General features: G+C 55.6%; 2 protein-coding genes and 3 pseudogenes. 2 read left to right on the forward strand and 3 right to left on the reverse strand.

Annotation, left to right across the window (positions count from 1 at the left end; all coding sequences use genetic code 11):
- Window positions 1-93: pseudogene (locus C8N32_RS15600) on the reverse strand (IS6 family transposase); the annotation flags it as partial.
- A 197-nt stretch (window positions 94-290) separates the two neighbouring features.
- Window positions 291-1,142: a response regulator gene (locus C8N32_RS14605; RefSeq protein WP_107893695.1), complete on the reverse strand. Its 852-nt coding sequence runs from the start codon at window positions 1,140-1,142 to the stop codon at window positions 291-293.
- A gap of 364 nt (window positions 1,143-1,506) precedes the next feature.
- Between C8N32_RS14605 and C8N32_RS14610 the strand changes: the two are divergent.
- A pseudogene (locus C8N32_RS14610) lies at window positions 1,507-1,968 on the forward strand (IS256 family transposase); the annotation flags it as partial.
- Between the two features lie 700 nt (window positions 1,969-2,668).
- A complete protein-coding gene (locus tag C8N32_RS14615; RefSeq protein WP_170106825.1) occupies window positions 2,669-2,980 on the forward strand; it encodes an H-NS histone family protein in 312 nt (103 codons plus the stop codon).
- A 131-nt stretch (window positions 2,981-3,111) separates the two neighbouring features.
- Here the strand turns inward: C8N32_RS14615 and C8N32_RS15405 are convergent.
- A pseudogene (locus tag C8N32_RS15405) lies at window positions 3,112-3,354 on the reverse strand (hypothetical protein); the annotation flags it as partial.

A 3,354-nucleotide genomic window follows, 5' to 3' on the forward strand; every position in this document is an offset into this window, starting at 1 on the left:
GAAGGACAGCGGGAAGCGCAGATACCACCGCACCGCGCAAAGTATGATGTCACGCGGAAAACGGTGATGCTTGAACGGTGACTGACGCGCCATGATCGACCGCAAAAAGCAGGAAGGTCGCCAAATAGCGCGGTTAATGCTACAGTCCCAACGAACGCTCTTTCTGGGGGGCGGGCGCCAGCGCAACAGACCCGAAGATGTCTTCTTGCGGCCTGTGCCCCCCTGCGCCATGTGGCAGCGATCGTTTCGGACGATTTTAGCCGGGGGCGGGATGCGGAGATCATCACGGGTCATGACGCGGAACCGTCATCGCTCCTCCCGCTCCCCGCATCCTTGCCCTTTACCTGCGTAAAATGTTCCCCGCGTTTCTGGAGGCTGCTCGGAGGATATCCGAACTGTCTGTGAAAGGCGGTGCTGAAATGGGTTGAACTTCTGAATCCGGACGACTTAGCAGAAAAACCCACGGAATGACCCGCCTCCAAAAGCCTGTACCCGTGTTCGAGGCGGCAGCTTGACATCACCTTCGAGAACGACTGACCGAAGCAGTGCTTCAAGCGACGGTGCAGGCTGCGTTTGCTTGTGGCAAGGGCACTTGCCGCGTCCTCCAGCCTGAAATTGGGATTGCCCCGGTTCAGAAGCATCACCATGCGGATATCCTCACATTCTGACCGGGCATTGTGGAACAGGCTGGAGAACGGTTCAGTGGTGGCATTGAATCTTTCTTGTTCGGCGCTTTCGGCCCCGGCGTCTCCAGAGGATCGTGCGCCCAATCGCGCAATTCTGTCATGGTGAAGTTTGTTCCGGACTTTCAGAACCAATTCGTTGAGACGTATCGGTTTTTCGATGAAGTCGTCGGCACCGAGTTCAAGCGCCCTGTCCCGAGCTGCCGCCCCGCCCTCTGCGGAGACGAAGATGATCCGAACTCTTGCAAGCTCATCATGCTTGCGGATGAATTCCGCGATCTCAAAACCGCTCCCGTCTCCGAGGCCGATATCAATCAGGACAAAATCGAAATACTGGGTAAGAAGGCGCTCTTTTGCGATTGCTACGGAGTTCGCTACGCTCACCGGGCAGACTTGTGATAAAGCCAGCTGTATCAAGCGGGCGAAGTCGTTCTGGTCTTCTACAACCAAGATGCTCATTGCGGCCGACCTCGAACATGCGCCAAAATATTGGCTTTTATCTTTATATTTTCAAAACCGGAATTAAAGTAATAATTTTTTATGGAGAAGCTTGGAGCGGCAAGGCGCCCCGGTGAGAGCCTCGGTGACAGCTGTCGGGTCAAGGGCAGCCCCATGGCGGGAATTTTCCTATGTAGACGACTATTATCAAGCATGACCGCTGATACTTTGGATGCTTTTTCAGGACTGTCTGACGTCAGCGCCAATGGGACAGATTAGGGTGATTTGATAAGAGAGGGTTTCTGGCACATCGTAACCACCAAGGAGTGGAGATGAGACAGAAACCCGAAACCAAGGAGAGCCACGGCGAGAAGGTCGTCAAGGACAGGCGATGGGCGGGACGGGTATCCCGAAGAGCCAGGTCAGTCGGCTGTGCGAGGAAATCGACGAGCGCGTCGATGCTTTCCTGACCCGGCCCATCGAAGGCGAGTGGCCCTACCTATGGATCGATGCGACCTATCTGAAGGTGCGCCAGGGCGGTCGCATCGTCAGCGTCGCGGTCACGCTGGCCGTGGGCGTCAATACCGACGGCAGGCGCGAGGTGCTTGGCATGGCCATCGGGGCCTCGGAGGCCGAGACCTTCTGGACCGAATTTCTCCGCGATCTCGTCCGGCGCGGCCTGTCAGGCGTGAAGCTCGTCATCTCGGACGCGCACGAAGGCATCAAGGCGGCCACGGCCCGCGTCCTGTCCACGACCTGGCAGCGCTGCCGCGTGCATTCCCAGCGCAATGCCCTGGCCCATGCTGGCAAGAGCAGCCGTCGCGTGGTGTCCGCCTTCATCGCAACAGTCCCTCCCATTTGTATCGCCGCTTGATCGTCTTTCCGGACCACAGCTCCGTCCCGGCAACGCTGCCGGATCGGAAACGGAAAATTCGCCTCACTCAATGGTTCATATTCCCCGAACCATCTCCATAACATTCATCCGTCCTGATGGCCCTGAATTTCTCTTTGCATTCTTTTGAATTTCAAGACCTAGCAAAGGATTTTTATATTCGGCACAAATCAGCCGATCTACAATCCCAAAAATTGAAGTCCGTTACGCAGGGCCTATCTCAAAGGCTATATTGACTTGGGCATCAAATTGCATGCTTATGAGACTCAGGCACATGAAGCAGGAAAAAATTTTAAAAATGAAGTGCTTATGGGATTGTCCCTTCGGGCCGCCTTGCATCCCGACCTTCTTTTCATGGCGCCCTGCGCAGATCAAAAAAGCCGGTAAATCGGGAAGCGGGGCATAATGCACAGATAAAAACGATCTGCCTGTTGCAAATAAGATTAAAAATCATTTATGCACCTAAAACAAACCGTCCCGAGGGGCAGAACTGAAACGGCTATAAGAATCTAAGGATGTTATCGGGTGACGATGATAGACGAAGGAAAAAAAATCCAAAGGACGTGCAACGGAGAGGGCTTTAGATACTGGTCCGCTTCGGAAGATACGATTTGTGTGGGTACAAGTGTCGAAATCGATGCCACTGGAGGCAAAAATGAAGATTGATCTCGATCACCTGAACCGGGAAGAGCTTCTCAGCCTGAGATCCCAAATCGAAGAGACCCTTGCCGAACGCGAGGCCCATATACGCAAAGAGGCTCTGGACGCGGTTCATAGTGCTGCACAAAAATATGGCTTTTCGCTGCCCGAATTGCTTGCACCGCCAAGACCTCTTGGGGAGACAACGACGGGCCGATACGTCAACCCTGACAACCCGGCCCAGACATGGTCGGGGCGGGGACGCCGACCGGGCTGGTTCATTTCCGCAGTCAAGGCCGGTGTTCCAATCGACGATATGGAAATCTGACATCGGGCCGGCAAAACGCTGGAAGGCGAGAGGCCATGGGGACGCGCCGGGCAACCGGTGCGTACCGAAAGCGATATTTGGTGGCCCTTAGTCAGACTGAGGTGCCCCGAGTTTCCTAGACACCTTCCTGGTTCAGTTTGTGCTGTCTGATCGGGACTACCCGGTTCGATGAACGCGGTGTTAGCGCCCACCGCGTCGATCCAGTGCCGCACCGCCTTGGCGATGAACTCGGGGCCGTTATCGGATCGGACGTGGCAGGGCACACCTCGCAGGATAAACGTAAGCGCTGTCACCGCGGCACGCCTGTTCAGCTTGACGGGTTGAAGTTCCATGGCAGGAGCTCGTCGATCCTGCTGGCGGGGTGACCGGCGGTG

Origin of the sequence: Rhodovulum imhoffii (assembly GCF_003046545.1) — a bacterium.
GTDB classification, from domain to species: Bacteria; Pseudomonadota; Alphaproteobacteria; order Rhodobacterales; family Rhodobacteraceae; genus Rhodovulum; species Rhodovulum imhoffii.